This is a genomic window from Streptomyces sp. NPDC101776 (assembly GCF_044766845.1).
Lineage (GTDB): Bacteria > Actinomycetota > Actinomycetes > Streptomycetales > Streptomycetaceae > Streptomyces.
In genome coordinates, this window is record NZ_JBIWMV010000029.1 from 1 (window position 1) to 16,587 (window position 16,587).

Sequence of the window (16,587 nt, forward strand, 5' to 3'; positions counted from 1 at the left end):
TCGACACCTCGAAGCGTGAAGAACGGCCGTCCTGCTGTCTCACGAACACAGCAAGATCAGCAGGTCGAGTGACCAGCGAGGATAAACGCCAAGCTAAGTACCTCGCCTACCAGCTCGCCGAGGCCCGTGGCTGGGGACGCGGCATCCGCATCGCCGTCAACCGCGGCCTGGCCCTCGTGCTCACCGGCTACGTCGAGGGCGACGTCATCCGACACACGGAGACCTTCGCCCCGCTGCGGGCCCTGGACCTGCGGTTCGGCCACGTCGTCACGGTCCTGGAGGAAATGGGGATCTTCGAGAACGACAGCGAACCCTCCTTCGAGAGCTGGCTCGCCGAGAGGCTGGAGGGACTCGTACCCGGCATCCGCTCGGAAGCCGAGCGCTGGACCCGCGTCCTGCACGACGGCGGCCCCCGCAGCCTCCCGCGACGGGAAGACACGGTCTGGCTCTACCTCAACCGAGTCCGCCCGGCCCTGCTGGAATGGTCGAACCGCTACGACCACCTGCGGGAAGTGACCCGCGACGACGTCCTCACCTACGTCAAGACACTGCACGGCCGCCACCGACATGACCAACTCGTGGCCCTGCGTTCGCTGTTCACCTGGGCCAAGCGGAACGGGCTGCTCTTCCGCAACCCGACCAGCCGGATCAGGGTCGGCCAGTACGAGTACGCCGTGCTGCAACCGCTCGTCCCCGAACAGATTGACCGCTCCGTCGCGGCGGCCACCACCCCGGCGACGCGGCTCATCCTCGCCTTCGCCGCGGTCCACGCCGCCCGGGTCGCCCAGATCGCCACCCTCATGCTCGACGACGTCGACCTCGGCAACTGCCGACTGACCATCGCCGGCCGTGTCCGCCCGCTCGATGACCTCACCCTGAAACTGCTGCTGGACTGGCTGGAGCACCGGCGAAGCCGGTGGCCGAACACCGCGAACCTCCACCTGCTGATCAACAACCAGACCGCCACCAAGACCAGCCGTGCCAGCAACCACTGGGTCAGTGCCTCGATGCGCGGGCAGGACGCGACGCTGGAGCGGCTCCGCGTCGACCGGCAACTCGAAGAGGCCCTGGCCCACGGGGCCGATCCGCTCCACCTCGCCGAGGTGTTCGGGCTCGACGAGAAGACCGCGATGCGCTACGCGGACTCCGCCCGCCGACTCCTGGAGCGACCCGTCGAGCGGCTATGACTGCCGTGCCACGTCGAAGATGACGGCGCGTTCACGGGCCGGGGGAATCTGGAGCCAAAAAGCTATCGCGATGCCCCACAGAGGGCTGGTAGCAATTGATGATGCCGACTGAAGCCCTTGACCCGATGGAACGTCTCTTCGCCGAGCGAGCCTGCGAGCGTCTGATCGTCGAGTTCGTGCGCCGCCTTGACCTGGGAGATCCGAGCAGCGTCGCGGACCTCTTCACACCTGACGGGGTGTGGGAGTGGCCTCACGGCGACCGCAGGGTGGAAGGGCGTGAGGCGCTCCGCAGCTACTTCGGTTCGCGACCCAAGGACCGGCTGTCACGCCGCATGTCTACGAACATCCTGGTCATGGTGAATTCTGTGTCGGCGGCTACCGCTACCTCCTACTTTGCCACTTACCGAGTCGACGGCTATACCGATGGCATGGTGCCCCCGAGGCTCCCCGCGAACGTGGGCCACTACGAGGACACGTTCCGGAAGGTCGAGGACACCTGGCTCCTCACCAGCCGAGTCACGCACCTACCATTCGGCGGAGAGACGGCGCGACTCAGTCACTCCGACCAGTCCTGACTGCGGGGCCCAGCCTGGCTATGTCCACCCGCCGCCGTCGCACCGGAAGCTGTCAAGTCAAATGAGACGGTTTGCGGTCATGCATTCTGTTGTGCGGAGTCTGTCTCCTGCTTCGGTTCGTTGATCCAGACCTGCTTGGGTATCGGGGGCGGTTCGGGTTTGCGCGCGAAGCGTGCGGGGTGGCGGGCGTATGCCTCGGCGAGTGTCACGGCTCGCTGTTCGCGGACCAGGTCGGCGGTGGCGAAGTGGACGGAGGCCGGGGTGTGCAGTCCGATGCCGGAATGACGGTGTTCGTGGTTGTAGTACGCGATGAAGCTCTCGCACCATTCCCGTGCGTGGCCAAGGGAGTTGAAGGACTCCGGGTACTCGCCGCAGTACTTGATCGTTTTGAAGTTCGCTTCGCTGAAGGGATTGTCGTTGGACACCTTCGGGCGTGAGTGGGAGCGGGTCACGCCGAGATCGATCAGCAGCTGGGAGACCTTCTTCGAGGTCATCGAGGTGCCCCGGTCGGCATGCACGGTCTCGGGGACGATCCCGTTGCGTTCGATGGTCTCCCGTATCAGCTCCTCGGCGCGCTCGGCCGATTCGGCCCGCTCGACGGTGAAGCCGCAGATATAGCGGCTGAAGATGTCGATGATCACGTAGAGGTGGTACCACTCACCCTTGTCCGGACCACGGAGTTTGGTGATGTCCCAGGTCAGGACCTGGCACGGGGCATCGGCCTGCAGCTGCGGAACGGTCTTGGCCGGGTGGGTGGCCTGGCGGCGGCGCTCGCCGCTCTGTCCGGACGCGGCAAGGATGCGGTACATCGTCCGCTCCGAGCACCAGTAGCGCCCCGCGTCCAGCTCGCGCGCCCAGACCTGGGCCGGCGGCAGGTCCGCGTACTCCGCCTTGTTCAGCACCGCCAGAATCTCCGCCCGCTCGACGCCGGACAGGGCCGAGGGCGGCGACGGTCTGGGCTTGCGCACCCGCGGCACCGGATGACGATGGCGGTAGTGGGTGGCGCGCGAGCGTCCCGTCAGCCGGCAGGCCACCGCAATGCCCAACTGCCCCTGAACGCCGGTGAACGCGTCGTCGACCACCGGGTCGGCGGCATGCTTCAGTCCGCGCTCTCGGAGAGCAGTTCCAAGAGCGCGTTGGCTTTTCCCATGACCTCCAGCGCGGCATCGCGGCGGGCCAGGTCCTTCTCCAGACGGGCGACCTTCTTGCGCAGCCGCTCCAGCTCGGCCTGCTCGGCCGCCTTCTTCGGCCGCACCGCCGAAGTCCGCCGGTCGGTGAGCGCGCCAAGCGCACCGGCCTCGCGGGCCTGACGCCACTCGATGATGTGCGAGTGATACAGCCGCTCCCGGCGCAGGACCGCACCCTTCTCGCCGGGCGGGGCGGCGTCGTACTCGGCGACCATGCGCAGCTTGTACTCGGCGGTGAACGTGCGTCGCTTCGGACGCGGCGCCGGATCCGATCCGGAGCTGGTGGGGGTGGTGCTGGCCATGCCGGGGTGTACTCCTGTCTCGCCCATCCAGGCTAACCCGACAAAACGGGTGCCTCAGCCGAGGCTGTCAGAGAGGGCACTGGCCTCGCGACTTCGCCACGAACCCACGGATCCGATGTCGCGAGGCACGGCGACAGACCCTCGGGTTCCCGCCGAGAACCCTTCAGTTTTCGCGAACTCGCGGGGCTCCTCGGGTATGAGACTGGTAGGAACATCGGTACAGCGGTTGGCGCTGAGATTGATCTTGATGGTTGCTTGCCCTGAGTCTCATGCTCCCGCCGCCGGGGCGGCCTGTTCGTCGTGCTCCCGCAGCATCCTCATGACGGTGGCGGGCGAGGGGGGCTGGCCCTTCTTCACGCCCGTGGTGATGACGAGCCGCTTGGCGATGTCGCGCAGGCTCATTTCCTGGTCGCGCAGGTGGAGGGCCATGGACAGCATGGACTCGTCGGTGACGCTGGCCCCGCCGATGGTCTTGCCGCGCTTGCGGGCGGACCCGTGGCCTTCGAGGGTGCGGTCGCGGATGTACTCGCGCTCCATGCCGGACATTGCGGCGAGCACCGTGAACACGATCCCGGAGGGATCGTGCGAGCCCTTCAGTTCTCCGGTGAGGAACTCCAGGCCGACGTCGCTGGCCTTCAGTTCCTCGGCGAGCATGGCGAGTTCGATGCCGCGGCCGAGGCGCTTGTGCTCGTGTACGACGAGGGTGACGGCGACGCCGGAGGAGTGGATCTCCCCGGCGAGCTTCACGGCGGCCTCCAGCTCCGGTCGTCTGGTGGCGCGGGTGGAGATCTTCTCCGAGAAGACGCGGGTGACCCCCGCCTCGGTGAGGGAGTCGAGTTGTGCGTCGAGGGACTGCCGGGCGGTCGAGGCGCGGGCGTAGCCGAGGCGGACGTGTCCGACCGGTTCGGTGCCGGCGCGCACGGGTCGGGGCAGTTCGGTCCACGCCGAGCCCGGCTTGCGTATGGCTGGGGTCGGCACGCTCAGCGCCTTGGCGAGTTGGGGTACGAGGCGGAAACGTGCGGTGTGGTACTGGATGGCCACCTTGTTCTTCCCGGTCTGGCACGGGGAGCCCGCGGGTGCGGCGCAGGTGGACATCGGGCAGGGTTGCGATCCCACGCGCTTGAAGTCGTCGCTCACAAGCTCGGACTGTTTCATGAGGGCGTTTCAGACGCCCAGTCGTTTGCAACAACTCATGAAACACGATCGCCGCAGTTGGACCGCCGGGCGGCCGGGTGTTTCATGAGCGGTCACCTATGCAACATCCCGTTCCGGGTGGGAAAGGCGATCAACCAGTCCGCGGGGCACCGGGGCGGCATGGCTGCCTGACTTCTGGCCGCTGCGGCGGCGCGGCGCAGACGCGCCCTGCCCTTGAGGGACAGAGCGCGGAGCGCGGGCGGACAACGTGCGCGCCGGCGTGAAGGCACTCGTCGCCGACTGTCTGGCCCAGGGGCAGCAAAGCCCCGACCGGAGGCCCGCAAGCGCATGGTCGACCTGGCGTGCGCGGCCCTGCGCGCCCAGCGGTAGCGATGTCTGCCGACCGCGCCCAGGATCGGGCGGGGCCGTTATCGCACGGTGCCGCAGGGCGTCCGGGGCGTCGAAGGCGTACCTGTTCTCGCTGCTTGACCGCATCGTTGGCTGCCTGATCGGCACGGCGAGTGGTCGTGGCTACGCGTTCGCCTGCTTGCTGTCGGCCCGGCGGGAAGCGGGGCTGTGGGTGAGGATGCGGCGGAGTTCGGCGGTCTGCTTGTCGACGGCCTGCGGGCCGTTGCCGGTGAGCAGCCGCACGGTCGGCTCGTAGGCGGTTTGCGGGGCGGACATGTTGAGGGAGGACGCGACGGTGAAGCCGGCTTCCTTGATGGCCACGTCGACGAAGTAGGGGAGTCGGGTCTTCTTGCCCGGGACGTGCGGGTAGAGAAAACTCAGCGCGAACAGCTCGCCCGTCTTGGGGACGGTCGAGATGGGGGCGGCGAGGAACGGGTTGTCCTTCACGGAGTAGGCGGCGCCCTGCGCGTCGATGCGCTGCCGGGTGGAGGTCACCGCGATGGGCGCGTGGCAGATCAACGAGATGGTGACGCCGTTCTCCCGGGCCACGTGGAGGGTTTCGCCGAGCCACGGATTGTCGCGGAAGTCGACCATGGGGGCGTGACCGCCGGGGGTGTGGATGAAGTCGAAGTCGGCGAAGGTGAACGCGTCGGCCGCGTCGCGGTGGCGCTGGACGAGGTCCTGCAGCGAGTGGAAGGTGCCCTCGGGCAGCTTGTCGAGGCGGCGGACCAGTTCGGGGCGGTACTCGGCGAGCTCCGGTTCGCTGTTGGGCAGGAGGTCGGAGACCGGGATCCGGCCGATGTGCCGCTCAAGCAGCCCAACTTCCTGCTCGCGGCGGGCGACCAGCTCGGGGTAGCGCTCCCGGAAGCCGTTGACGGTGAACGAGCGGCGGCGCTGCTGCATGCGCAGGGGGATCGTCCTGGCGCCGATCTTTTCGATGTAGTGCATGGACAGGGCCATGCCGTTGATATCGAGTTGCGGGGCGTTGCCGTCGGGCGTGGCGAAGGTGAACTCGTAGTCGTCCTCGAACTCCTTGAGCACTTGAGCCACCTCCACCAGGAAGAACCCGGTCGAGATCGACTTGACCTCGGCCGGCGCTGCCAGCGGCAGCCGGTGGCCGGACGAGATGATGATCAGTGCGCGACGCTTGGTGGTGGGCATTACGGGGCTCCCTTCAGTGGGCCTCGATGGCGTGGGCTGGGTGGGCCCGGTCGGCCCACTCCTGGTTGTGTTGCTGTTTGTTGTGCGGGACGAGTTGCTCGGACTACCGGCCGAGAGGCATCCGCAACGGGGTCGGCATGGTGCTTGCGGAAGCAGGGGATGTCGCATCCCGCTGGGGAAGGGCCTGCTGCCTGCGGGGGTGAGGGAGCCTGGGCGGGTGTGCCGCCCGGGCTCCCTCAGGTGTCGGCGGTGCGGTGACACGCCGTGGTGCGGGCGTGTCATGGCCCCGCGGGCCGGGCGTTTTCTACTTGCCTTCCGCGGCCTTGGACACGTGCGCCCACTGATCCCACTCGGCCAGGCGCTGCTGGTACACCGCGGGTATCCACTGGGTGGGCTGCTCGCCGAAGAACACGCGCAGCGGCGGCTCCTCGGCGTCGACGAGCGTGAGGATCGCGGACTTGAAGCCGATCGGCTCCGGGAGTACGACCTGCGCCCGCTGCGCGGCCATGTTCTCGTGCAGAGCCGCGTACGCGGGATGCGCGTCGGCGACGATGGCGGATGCACCGGACCAGTCGGTGGCGAAGCCGCCGGGTTCGACCAGGGTGACCTTGATGCCGAAGCCGGCGACTTCCTGGGCGAGTGCGTCCGTCATCCCTTCCAGCGCCCACTTCGACGCGTGGTAGGCACCGAGGGTCGGGTACGCGATGATGCCGCCGATGGTCGAGATCTGGATGATGTGGCCCGCGCGCTGCTCGCGGAGGATCGGGAGGACCGCCTGCGTGACATGGAAGACACCGAACAGGTTCGTCTCGATCTGGTCGCGCAGCTGCTGCTCGGTGATCTCCTCGACCGTTCCGAAGAGCCCGTAGCCCGCGTTGTTGATGACGACGTCGATCCGCCCGAACTTCTTGTGCGCGGACTTCACCGCGGCGAACACCTGGTCGCGGTGGGTGACGTCGAGCTCGACCGGGAGGACGGCGTCGCCGTACTGCTCGACCAGGTCACGCAGAGTGTCCGTGTTGCGGGCGGTCGCTGCGACCTTGTCGCCACGCTCGAGGGCGCCGAGGGCGAACTCGCGGCCGAAGCCTTTCGATGCGCCGGTGATGAACCAAACTTTGCTCATGATGTAGACCTTCTCTTCGTGTGGTGGGTGTGCCGCCCGGGCTCGCTCAGGTGTCGGCGGTGCGGTGACACGCCGTGGTGTGGGCGTGCCATGGCCGCGGGCCGGGCGCTGCCTAGTTGCCTTCCGCGGCCTTGGACACGTGCGCCCACTCTGCCCAGGTGTCCAGGCGCTGCTGGTACACCGCGGGTATCCACTGGGTGGGCTGCTCGCCGAAGAACACGCGCAGCGGCGGCTCCTCGGCGTCGACGATCTTCAGGATCGCCGCGCCGACCCCCTCGGGGTCGGGTGCCTGGGCGGAGGCGCCCATCTCGGTCAGCGACGCGTACAGGGGGCCGTAGGCGTCCTGGCCGTGCGCGGTGAAGACCGCCGAGCTCGCGAAGTCGGTGGCGAAGGCGCCGGGCTCGATCAGCGTGACCTTGATGCCGAAGGGCGCAACCTCCTGGGAGAGGGCCTCGCTCATCCCTTCCAGCGCCCACTTGGAGGCGCTGTAGCCGCCGGTGCCGCCGAAGGTGGCCACCCCCATGGCCGAGGAGATCTGGACGATGTGGCCGCTGCCCTGCGCCCGCAGGACGGGCAGTACCGCCTGGGTGACGTGGAAGACGCCGAAGACGTTGGTCTCCAGCTGGTCGCGCAGCTCCTGCTCGCCGAGGTCCTCCACGGCGCCGATCAGGGAATAGCCGGCGTTGTTGACTACCACGTCCAGCCGGCCGAACCGCTCTGTGGCCGCCGCGACCGCCTCGAACACCTGGGGGCGGTCGGTGACGTCCAGCTGCAGCGGCAGCACCGCGTCACCGAACCGCTCGGCCAGGTCTGCCAGCGCCTTGGTGTTGCGGGCGGTGGCCGCGACCTTGTCGCCGCGCCGCAGGGCGGCCTCGGCGAACTGGCGGCCGAAGCCGCGCGAGGAACCCGTGATGAACCAGATCTTGCTCATGGGAACACCCCTACTCGAAACAACGTCTTACGTGAAGACTGTAACTCAACTTGAGACGCAGTATCAAGTTGAGATTTCGTGTACTCTGCGGGTATGAGTGACTCCGCCGCTACGCCCACCCGCTCCACGGCCAAGCCCGGGCTGCGCGAGCGCCAGCGCGCCACGATCCGGGCGGAAGTGACAGTCGTGGCCCTCAGGCTCTTCGCCGAGCAGGGATTCGACCGGACGACCGTCGACCAGATCGCCGCCGAAGCCGGGCTGTCGCGCGCCAGCCTGTTCCGCCATTTCGGCACGAAAGAAGACATCGTTCTGGCCGACCTGGACGAGATCGGCCGCCAGGTCACCGACGCGCTCGCCGCCCGGCCCGACGCAGAGCGGCCCTGGGAGGCACTGCGCCGCGTGTTCGATGTGATGACGCGGATGCTCGAGGCGGAACCCGAGCGGATGCTCAGCTATCTGCGGATGCTCCAGGAGACGCCCTCGCTGCGCGCCCGGCACTTCGAGAAGCAGATGCACTGGCAGGAGATAATGGCCCCGGAGATCGCACGCCGGCTGGGGGCCAGTCCCGGCCAGCTGGATGATCCCCGGCCGGCGGCCCTCGTCGCGGCCGCCCTCGCCTGCGCCGACGCGGCTTCGGCGGCGTGGGTGGCCTGCGAGGGAGCAGTTCCACTGACCATGCTGCTCGACCGCGCCATGGGCGCATTCACCGACTAGCCGTTCTGCCCGCGCGCGTACCCACTCCGCCGTTCGCCGCCGTGCCGGGCGCCCATGCCGCCCGGCACCCGGCTCACTCCTCCGTACCGTCGTCGTCCTCGTCGAGACCGACCGCGTCGGGGTCACGCAGGGGCCGCAGGCCGCCTGCCGGGGTGGACGGGGTGAAGCTGTAGCGGCCGAGCACGTTGAGGTTCTTGTGCTTGAGCGGGGACAGCCGGGCGATGTCCTCGTCGCGGATCTCGTGGCCCTCGACACGCAGCTGGGCGACCGCGGCGTCGATGTACTTCGTCGTCCACAGCACGACAGCGTTCAGCACCAGCCCCAGCGAGCCGAGTTGGTCCATCCCGTCTCGGTACGCCTGGTGGATAGTGCCCCGCTTGCCGTGGCAGATGTCCCGGGCGAGGGTGTGGCGGGACTCCTGGACGCTGAGCTGCTTGCCCATCTGCCGTCGGTAGGTGTCATCGACCGGGTCGACGACCTGGAGCAGGTGCAGGGTCTTGGCAATGCGCCCGTACTCGGCGAACGCCTGCCCCAGCGGCGTCGGTCGTCCATGGTTGCCGAACATCCGCAGCAGGTCATAGACCCGCACCTGGTTGGTGACCAGGGAGCCGGCCACCTTCAGCATGTCCTCCCACTGGGTGGTCACCTTGTTCAGCAGGACGTCCAGGATGTGCAGGGAGTCGCGGGGCGTGCCCGGGACGACCATCTGCCCGATGCCGAAGACCTGGTCGTTTTACCGGGGTTCAGCCAGGTGATGCCGCGCTTGAAGCCGAAGTACTTCGGATTCGGGGCGGTGCTGATGGAGCGGACCGGGACGACGAAGCGCAGTCCGTCGACGGAGGCGAGCAGCCCGTTGCCCCAGTGCGCCACGATCGGCACCTTCGCCTGGGCCTCGATCAGGGCGGCGTTGGCCGCGGCGATGGTGTCGGCCCGCAGGTAGTACTGGTCGACGTGGACCAGCCGGTAGCGGGTCAGCGCCTAAGCGGCTTTGGTGAGGTTCTCTGCTGATTGGCGGATGCGGTCGCGTTGGCGGGTCAGGGCCTGATCGACGGCGGCGCCGAGGGCATCGGTGCTGGTGTGAGCGCGTTGCGGGTAGCACCGGGCGCAGCTGGCCGGCGGTGGACTGCTGGACGTGATCGCCGGGGCGCAGGCGGCGTGCGTCGAGCGGGGCGGTCCAGGAGGTGGGGCCGCTGGTGAGCGCGGCGACGATGGAGTACGCCCAGCCGGGGATCATCTCGTGTGCGCCCTCGGCGCGTCTGTAGGTGTGGCAGAAGGTGCGCTGGTCGCTGGTGTCCGCGTCGGGGCGGGGCCAGGGGGTGACGTCGACGGCGAGCACGATGCCGCCGCCGGGGCCGTGCGGGAGGTCACGCAGCGCGAAGGAGCAGTGCAGGCGCTCGATGTCGAGTGCTCCGTCGTTCATGGCGCGCTGCACGGAGCCGTGGGAGCGGGCGTGTTCGGGCACGAGGGTCAGTTCGGCGAGATTGCGCACGGGGCCGTCCGTGCACAGCACGGCGTCGGTGATCTCGAAGGGCGCGTCTCCCCAGCGGGTGAGGCAGGCGTGCAGGTCGACGCGGAACTCCTTGAGTTCGAGCAGGGCTGCGTGGCGTCCTTCGGGGTCGGGCACACTGAGCGCGATGGCTACGTCGCTCTTCGTGGGTGTCACAACCCGAGGATGACGGCGTAGCCGTCGCCTTGCCCCCGCGTTTCCCCATGTGGGGGACTCGAACGCCCCCTCCACGCATCCACAGGTTTTATCTCAAGCTGAGGGCTTCGCCCCTAAGGGAACGTCCTGTGCCTCTTCCGCACGGGAATCGTGCCCGAAGGGTCCCTGACCGGCCCTGGACCGCCTCACTAGCATCGGCCCGTGAGCCTGTGGACCTCCCTGGAACCCGCCTCTGCGACCGTCGATCCGGGCGGCAGCACGCGCGTCCGCCTGCGGCTGCGTAACACCGGTGACGTCGTCGACGAGTACCGCTTCGAACCGGTGGGACCCATCGCCCCGTGGACGACCGTCGAGCCCCAGACGCTCCGGCTCTACCCTGGTACGACGGGCACCGTCGAGCTGACCTTCGCCCCGCCGCGGACGCCCGACGCGACGGCCGGCCCGAACCCCTACGCCGTCCGGATCACGCCCACCGAGCATCCGGAGGCCGTCACCGTCCCTGAGGGCACCCTCATCATCACCCCCTTCACCGAGCTGCGCGCGGAACTGGTCCCGCCGACGGTCAAGGGCCGTTTCCGGGGCCGCCCCAAGCTCGCCATCGACAACCTCGGCAACACCAAGCTGACCGCCTCCGTCGGCGGCAGCGACAACGGCGACCAGCTGTCGTACGACATCCGCCCGAGCAACGTGCAGATCGAACCGGGCCGGGCCGCCTTCATCGATGCCACCCTCAAACCCCGGAAGATCATCTGGTTCGGGTCGAAGGAGCAGCGGCCGTACCAGCTGACCGTGCAGCGCTCGGGGGTCAAGCCGGAGCCGGTCGACGGCACCTACATCCAGGGCGGATTCCTGCCCCGTTGGCTGGCCACCCTCTTCGGCACCCTGATGGCCCTCGCCCTCACCTTCGCCCTGATCTGGTTCAACTACAAAACCCCGGTCAAGAGCCTCGCCCAGGAACAGGTCCAGGAGGCGGGCGTGAGCAGTATCGCCCCCAGCCCCTCGCTGGCCGCCGCCCCGCCACCCACGCAGTCGGCGGTCACGCAGCAACCGGAGAACGACACCCCCGCCACTGCGGACACCCAGTCGGGCAGCGGCGGCCAGGACCAGTCGTCCCCCACGCCGAAGAAGACCGCCAAACCGGTCGTACCGGCCTCCGACATCCTGCTGCGCAACACGACGACGAAGAAGTGCGCGGACCTTCCCGGCAACGACGCCGGGACCAGCAACGGCCCAGTGCGGGAGTACACCTGCACCGAGAGCACCGCCGACAACCAGCTGTGGAACCTGGAGGTGCGCTACGCGAAGGACGGCCCCGGCTCGACCGCGCTCTTCCAGATCCGCAACGTCAAGGACCAGCTCTGCATGGACCTGCCCGACTTCGGTTCGGCCAAGCTGTCCTCGCCGATCACCGAGTACACGTGCGACGGGACGAAGGCCGACAACCAGCTCTGGTGGATCGACGAGCAGCCCAGTGGTGCCTACTGGATCCGCAACTTCGCCAGCAACAACCTCTGCCTGGACGTGGCCGGTTACAGCACCGGCGGCAACGACACCAACCTCACCCTGTTCTACTGCTCCAACACCGACGACCAGGAGTGGCAGATCGTCCACCCGTCGGGCGACTAGGGCGTGTTGTGAAAGTGGATCACCATCGTGGATGATCACTGGCCGTGGGGCGTGGTGATCTGACGAACGGCCAGTGGGTCCGGCTGGAGCCGCTGCTGCCGCAAGGCAAGAAGCCTGGCCGACCGCCGACATGGACGCGTCGGCAGTTGATCGACGGCATAAGGTGGCGGACTCGGACAGGAGCGCCGTAGCGGGACGTGCCCGAACGGTACGGGCCCTGGGACCGGGTCTACGACTTGTTCCGACGCTGGCAACGGGACGGCACCTGGAAGCTGATCTTCGTGCAGCTGCAAGCCGAGGCCGATGCGAAGGGCTTGATCACATGGGACGTGAGCGTGGACTCCACGGTCGCCGCCGTCCCCGGCGGGCGGCATGACCGCCCGCCGGTGCAGGGAGAAGCCGGGGTCGAGCATCACCGCGCCGCTGAGCAGTCCGGAGACCTGTTGTTCCATGTAGTCGGCGGCGAGCGGGGAGAGCGCCGGCGCGGCGGGCACCGTACCGGCGAGGGAGGCGAGGACTAGGTCCACGGCGGCGGTCTCCCCGGCGATCTGGTCGGCGTCGGCCGGTCTGGTGTGCGTTGTCATACCCGGCCAACGACCCCGGGCAGGGTGAGGGTTCGGCTGCGGACCCGGCGCCCGGTACGGGCCCAGGGCCTCCTGGACGCGTCACCCGACCACCTTGCTCGCCCGGGCCCTTGTTGCAGGGGCAGTCCGGTCGCGGACTACTCCGGGGGCCTTCCGGTTTCCGTGCGGTGCCGGTCCCCGAGGATTCGTCGGCCTCGCGGGTGGGGGAGGGCCTGGTGGTCGCTGTCGGCGGGGAACTGCTGCGGCGTGGTGGCTCGTTCGGCGGCCGGCAGCCGTGGTGCCGGGGCTGCCGGGGGTGTGGTGCTGGGGGCGCCCGGGCCGGTGCCGGGCTGTCGTCGTGCGGTGTTCATGAGGGAAGTCTCGCGCCTGCGGCCCTCGTACATCGCCAGGCCCGACCACAGGCCCGGCCACGGCAGGTCAGTGCGGTCGAAGCGGTGGTCGGTCAGACACGGGTGGCGGGTGCTGATGAACCGTACGACGGTTCCCCATCTCTGCCCGCTCACCGAATCCGACCCGTCCGCACTGGTCTGCCCCGGCGGCCGCCGCCTCCTGAGTCACCACGCTTGTGTCCCATCCCGTCCGCCCGGCACGGTCCTCTCGCCGCGTCGTGTTCGGGGTCGGTTACCCCTGCCGACGGACGTGCGGAAATCTCTGTTTGTTGGAGTAGACATTGGGGCTGGGTCGTGGTTATGGTTCTCTCGTAGCCCGGAGAGACAGCAGGGCCTGGCAGACACGAACTGTCGGGCAGAGCGGTATCGCAGGTGCAGTTCGCAGGACCCAGCAGTGAAGTGAGTGAGCAGCACCTCGGTGAAGGCGTCGGCTGCGGACGCGCGCACCGGGAGGTCCGGCAGTGGGGTTCCAAGCCAGGGCAGACGCAGGACGGGCGACGGGGCTGGCTGCCGGAGAGCGGCGCTGTCACAGGCCGCTGAGCAGTAGGCAGTTATCTGCAGTACGTATCACCAGCAGTGCGCAGTACCGAGTTTGCAGGCAGTTGATCCCAGAGGGAAGAACGGAGGAGCGAAGCGCCATCAGGATCGCCCGGGCCAGCATCTTGAACCCGGGTACCGCAGGACATCGATAGTGAGGTGGCCCCCGGTCAAGCAACCGCGATCCCAGCACCCCCGACAGCATCAAGGTCGTGGCTGCGGATACACAAGGCCGACGCAGGACAAGGGTCGGCAGATGGTGTAGCAGTTCCTTCGGGGCCCTGGTGCGATGAGCACCAGGGCCCCTCCACGCGTCCACAGAGAGGCACAGATGACAGCAGACGACTCGTTCGGCCGTATCGACGACGACGACTACCCCGCCTACACGATGGGCCGGGCCGCCGAACTGCTCGGCACCACCCAGGGCTTCCTGCGCGCCATCGGCGAAGCGCGCCTGATCACCCCGCTCCGCTCCGCCGGCGGACACCGCCGCTACTCCCGCTACCAGCTGCGCATCGCCGCCCGCGCCCGCGAACTCGTCGACCACGGGACCCCCATCGAGGCTGCCTGCCGGATCATCGTCCTCGAGGACCAGCTCGAAGAAGCCCAGCGCATCAACGCCGCACACCACCGCACCACAGAATCAGCGAACACGGCATCCGCGGCCTGACACGGCCAGGACCTCCGTCACCCCGCCCCCGCAGACTCACGCGGGCCTGAGCAGGCCACGGTCACATCAGAAGGCCCGCCGGGGTCGTCGGGGTCGTCGGCCAGCATGATGGCGGCCTTGATGCGTTTGCCCACCGGCTCGCGGCGCATCTCAAAGCTGTGGCACACGCGGATCACGATCTCCAGACCGTGCTGCCCGACCCGGCCCGGATCAGCGGCCCGGGCCAGTGGCAGCGTCGGATCGGTGTCCCACACGCTGATCTTTACGGTGCCGTCGCTGATCTCCAGGTCCATCAGGCACGGGCCGGGCGCGTATGTGTGCGCATTGGTCACCAGCTCGCTGACCACCAGCTCCACCACGCCCATCGCACGGTCCGACACCGGGATTCCGTCCACGGCCTGCACCCTTGTCAGGAACTCGCGGGCCGCATGCCGGGCTTCGGCCACCGGCTCCTGGCCGGCGAAGGCCGCGGCCGACAGTATCGGGCGGTGGGGCAGTGCCGGATCATCGATCGGGACAAGCTCGCTGAAGTCAACCTCTTCGAGACCGCGGCCGGCCGGATCGTCCTCGCGCCCGGCTGCAACCTGAGTGGCTATGTCAGAACCCGTGCGCCGGCCCATGGCGGAAGTCGCTTCAACCGGTCACGTCTCTGATCCTCTTGAGCACCGAACTGAACGTGTCCACCACGGTGTTGTGCCGCCTCGCGTCCGCCGCCCGGTCTGCCGGCACCAGCCGCGTGGCGGTCTGGACGGCGTAGGCGTCCGGGTCGCCGAAGGCGGTCCGCGGGTGCTCTCCGGTATCCGCGCAGTGCGCCGTGACCTCCTTGACCGCCCGGAGGACGACTGTCCGGTCCACGCCCGGTTGCATGGCCAGCCGTACTTGGAAGCGCGCCGTCCACTTTTCGCGGTCCTCCTCCCCTGCCGCCTCCGTCGTCTGGTCCCTGTTCGCCATGTGCTCTCCCGGGTGATCGGCGGTCGTCCGTCGTGGAGTTAGACGTCGGGGCATCGGCGTGAGTTGCGGAAGTGAGAAGAGTTTCAGGTGCCGGCTGGGGGAACCCCACCAGGATCGGCATCGTGGGGCGCAGATTGGTGAGAGAGAAGCACTGACGATCCGGCCTGTCACACTCGTCCGTCATGCTCTGCGACATGAACGAAGACGTCTTCTGGCAGCTCATCGACGAGTGCAGCCCTTCACCTCCTGACCCTGACGGCCATCAGCTCGCCGCTGCTCTGACAACCCGTCTGGCGAAGGGACCCGTGTTCAACGTGGTCGGCTTCGCCGAGCAGCTCGCCTGGGCGCTGTACAGACTGGATCGCAAGGAATATGGCGATGACCTGTTGCGACTTCTCATTTTGATGTCACCAGTGGTTCTCATCTGGATGCCATGCATCTCTGCTGGTCGGAGTGCAGTAGTAATGACATCAAGTGAGAAGTCTTGGTGACATCAAGTGAGAATTCCCAGCGCGTTGAAATGAGAAGGCCTTAGGGATGGCTGTCTGACCTCTTGTTTTGCGCTTCGACCTTGCTGGTCAAGAGCCGTGTGTGGCGGCTGAGGAGCGTGATCTTCAAGGACCGCCGCTGGCTCGAATGAACATGAACCTGATGTTGTGACCGGGCGTTGGAGGTTGCGGGCTGTGTCCGTCTGACGGTCGATCAACCGAGTGGGAGTACGCAAGCACGGTGCTCCGACGGTTCGTTCGTGGTGACAGACCCCCACGTGTGTGGGGACGACGGCTGCGGAGGAAGGCGTTCACGTCTTCCTCGACCTCGGCACGCATCGCGCATTCGCCGTCGGGCTCGCCGGTGAGCAACAAGCAGGTCTGACCCACGAGTGTGGGGAAGACCCGGACTGCGTGGATGACCTGCGCCGTGTGGGCGACACACCCCCACGCGTGTGGGGAAGACACCATCGCCGGGAACACGGTGTCCCGGCTCGGGACACACCCCCACGCGTGTGGGGAAGACGCAGTCGGGCTGCTGCTGACAGGCATCGAGGTGGACACACCCCCACGCGTGTGGGGAAGACCTTTACTGATCTGCAGGTTTGAAGATCAGCAGGCCGTGTTTTGTTGACTTTACATGACTGGCCGCGTTGGCCAGGACTGTTGTCTGGCGGTTGTGGCTTGGGCGGTTGAGTTCTGAACTGCCCGGCCGATAGATGGTTTTGGAGCCACGTGCAGCACTGGGCAGGGACGATGGTGGAACGGCCAGTTGGTGCCGGGAGAGGGCTGGCGCTGTGCCCGCATTCCGTCAACGGTGCATCCGTCGCTGGACGGTGATGCGAGACCTTCGGGGCGGAACGCCGTCGGATGGTGGGGCGGAGGGAGCGCTGCGGTGTCGGTGGTTGCAGGGTTCCCGATCGGCGCTGCACTGCTGCCCTGGGTTTATGGATTCCC

The 16,587-nt window shown here is 67.9% G+C and carries 15 protein-coding genes, 3 pseudogenes and 1 CRISPR repeat array; of the genes and pseudogenes, 7 read left to right on the forward strand and 11 right to left on the reverse strand.

The features are described from left to right. The first annotated feature begins 68 nt into the window (after positions 1-68). Positions 69-1,187 (forward strand): hypothetical protein, encoded by a 1,119-nt coding sequence (locus tag ACIRRY_RS46975; protein ID WP_403985725.1) that lies wholly within the window; start codon positions 69-71, stop codon positions 1,185-1,187. 101 nt (positions 1,188-1,288) lie between these two features. Then, entirely contained in the window at positions 1,289-1,762 is a 474-nt protein-coding gene (locus tag ACIRRY_RS46980) for a nuclear transport factor 2 family protein (protein ID WP_403985727.1), read from the forward strand. 77 nt (positions 1,763-1,839) lie between these two features. Here the strand turns inward: ACIRRY_RS46980 and ACIRRY_RS46985 are convergent, their stop codons facing one another. The 6 genes from ACIRRY_RS46985 to ACIRRY_RS47010 form a co-directional block, all read right to left on the reverse strand. Beyond that, positions 1,840-2,844, reverse strand: a complete 1,005-nt coding sequence (locus ACIRRY_RS46985) for an IS3 family transposase (RefSeq protein ID WP_403985729.1) — start codon at positions 2,842-2,844, stop codon at positions 1,840-1,842. A gap of 17 nt (positions 2,845-2,861) precedes the next feature. Further along, the gene (locus ACIRRY_RS46990) at positions 2,862-3,251 is read right to left on the reverse strand and encodes a transposase (RefSeq protein ID WP_403985731.1); all 390 of its coding nucleotides are present in this window, start codon (positions 3,249-3,251) and stop codon (positions 2,862-2,864) included. A gap of 267 nt (positions 3,252-3,518) precedes the next feature. Continuing rightward, the gene (locus ACIRRY_RS46995) at positions 3,519-4,346 is read right to left on the reverse strand and encodes a recombinase family protein (RefSeq protein ID WP_403985733.1); all 828 of its coding nucleotides are present in this window, start codon (positions 4,344-4,346) and stop codon (positions 3,519-3,521) included. A 570-nt stretch (positions 4,347-4,916) separates the two neighbouring features. Beyond that, complete coding sequence (locus tag ACIRRY_RS47000; RefSeq protein WP_403985735.1) at positions 4,917-5,954, reverse strand: hypothetical protein; 1,038 nt, start codon at positions 5,952-5,954, stop codon at positions 4,917-4,919. A 304-nt stretch (positions 5,955-6,258) separates the two neighbouring features. Further along, the gene (locus ACIRRY_RS47005; RefSeq protein WP_356049675.1) at positions 6,259-7,077 is read right to left on the reverse strand and encodes an SDR family oxidoreductase; all 819 of its coding nucleotides are present in this window, start codon (positions 7,075-7,077) and stop codon (positions 6,259-6,261) included. A 112-nt stretch (positions 7,078-7,189) separates the two neighbouring features. Beyond that, a complete protein-coding gene (locus ACIRRY_RS47010; RefSeq protein ID WP_403985738.1) occupies positions 7,190-8,008 on the reverse strand; it encodes an SDR family NAD(P)-dependent oxidoreductase in 819 nt (272 codons plus the stop codon). Between the two features lie 93 nt (positions 8,009-8,101). Between ACIRRY_RS47010 and ACIRRY_RS47015 the strand changes: the two genes are divergently transcribed. Further along, positions 8,102-8,722, forward strand: coding sequence for a TetR/AcrR family transcriptional regulator (locus ACIRRY_RS47015; protein WP_403985740.1), 621 nt, complete (start codon positions 8,102-8,104; stop codon positions 8,720-8,722). A 73-nt stretch (positions 8,723-8,795) separates the two neighbouring features. On the opposite strand, the pseudogene ACIRRY_RS47020 reads toward ACIRRY_RS47015, so the two are convergent. Together ACIRRY_RS47020 and ACIRRY_RS47025 are read right to left on the reverse strand one after the other, a co-directional pair. Then, positions 8,796-9,700 (reverse strand): annotated as a pseudogene (locus ACIRRY_RS47020) (Tn3 family transposase); the annotation flags it as partial. Between the two features lie 184 nt (positions 9,701-9,884). After that, positions 9,885-10,460: pseudogene (locus ACIRRY_RS47025) on the reverse strand (transposase); the annotation flags it as partial. Positions 10,461-10,586: 126 nt separating this feature from the next. Here ACIRRY_RS47025 and ACIRRY_RS47030 point away from each other — a divergent pair. Beyond that, the gene (locus ACIRRY_RS47030) at positions 10,587-12,011 is read left to right on the forward strand and encodes an RICIN domain-containing protein (RefSeq protein ID WP_403985743.1); all 1,425 of its coding nucleotides are present in this window, start codon (positions 10,587-10,589) and stop codon (positions 12,009-12,011) included. Positions 12,012-12,055: 44 nt separating this feature from the next. Then, positions 12,056-12,532 (forward strand): annotated as a pseudogene (locus tag ACIRRY_RS47035) (transposase). Positions 12,533-12,732: 200 nt separating this feature from the next. Here ACIRRY_RS47035 and ACIRRY_RS47040 read toward each other — a convergent pair. Beyond that, positions 12,733-13,098 (reverse strand): hypothetical protein, encoded by a 366-nt coding sequence (locus ACIRRY_RS47040; RefSeq protein ID WP_403985745.1) that lies wholly within the window; start codon positions 13,096-13,098, stop codon positions 12,733-12,735. 754 nt (positions 13,099-13,852) lie between these two features. Between ACIRRY_RS47040 and ACIRRY_RS47045 the strand changes: the two genes are divergently transcribed. After that, on the forward strand, positions 13,853-14,191 hold the full coding sequence (locus ACIRRY_RS47045) for a MerR family transcriptional regulator (RefSeq protein WP_403985747.1): 339 nt from the start codon (positions 13,853-13,855) through the stop codon (positions 14,189-14,191). A gap of 17 nt (positions 14,192-14,208) precedes the next feature. Here ACIRRY_RS47045 and ACIRRY_RS47050 read toward each other — a convergent pair whose 3' ends face one another. Both ACIRRY_RS47050 and ACIRRY_RS47055 read right to left on the reverse strand, forming a co-directional pair. Further along, on the reverse strand, positions 14,209-14,811 hold the full coding sequence (locus ACIRRY_RS47050; RefSeq protein WP_403985749.1) for an ATP-binding protein: 603 nt from the start codon (positions 14,809-14,811) through the stop codon (positions 14,209-14,211). A gap of 13 nt (positions 14,812-14,824) precedes the next feature. Next, positions 14,825-15,142 carry a hypothetical protein gene (locus ACIRRY_RS47055; RefSeq protein WP_403985751.1) on the reverse strand — a complete coding sequence of 106 codons (318 nt, stop codon included), beginning with the start codon at positions 15,140-15,142 and terminating at the stop codon, positions 14,825-14,827. 194 nt (positions 15,143-15,336) lie between these two features. On the opposite strand from ACIRRY_RS47055, the gene ACIRRY_RS47060 reads away from it, so the two are divergent. Beyond that, entirely contained in the window at positions 15,337-15,633 is a 297-nt protein-coding gene (locus ACIRRY_RS47060) for a DUF4240 domain-containing protein (protein ID WP_403985753.1), read from the forward strand. A gap of 374 nt (positions 15,634-16,007) precedes the next feature. Then, positions 16,008-16,217: a CRISPR direct-repeat array (repeat unit 28 nt; unit sequence GACACACCCCCACGCGTGTGGGGAAGAC). Positions 16,218-16,587: the final 370 nt, after the last annotated feature.